Source organism: Klebsiella sp. K47 (assembly GCF_051858335.1).
Lineage (GTDB): Bacteria > Pseudomonadota > Gammaproteobacteria > Enterobacterales > Enterobacteriaceae > Klebsiella > Klebsiella pneumoniae.
The window spans coordinates 1-261 of the sequence record NZ_JBPYUI010000147.1 but is presented as its reverse complement, the minus strand read 5'-3'; the positions used below and the strand labels follow the sequence as shown (position 1 = coordinate 261).

Here is a 261-nt window from a genome sequence, read left to right as displayed (position 1 = left end):
CAAATGACGATACCCGTTATGCTATGACGATCGTTCCCCGCATCGCCCTTCTGGACTATACGAAAGGGAGCGAAATCTATCTCAATCAGTCAGTCACTGAAGTGGTTGAACAGGTGCTGCGTAAACACGGTCTGGAGGGGCCTGATTTTGAGTTCCGGCTCTCCCGCGAATACCCCTCCCGGGAGCTCATCACCCAGTGGCGGGAAACTGACCTTGAGTTTATCCAGCGCCTGCTGGCGGAGGTGGGTATTTACTGGCGCT

The 261-nt window shown here is 54.8% G+C and carries 1 protein-coding gene; it reads left to right on the top strand.

Annotated elements, in window-relative coordinates; all coding sequences use genetic code 11:
- On the top strand, positions 1–261 hold a 261-nt coding region (locus RRF55_RS27485; RefSeq protein ID WP_281157834.1), incomplete at both ends, for a phage late control D family protein.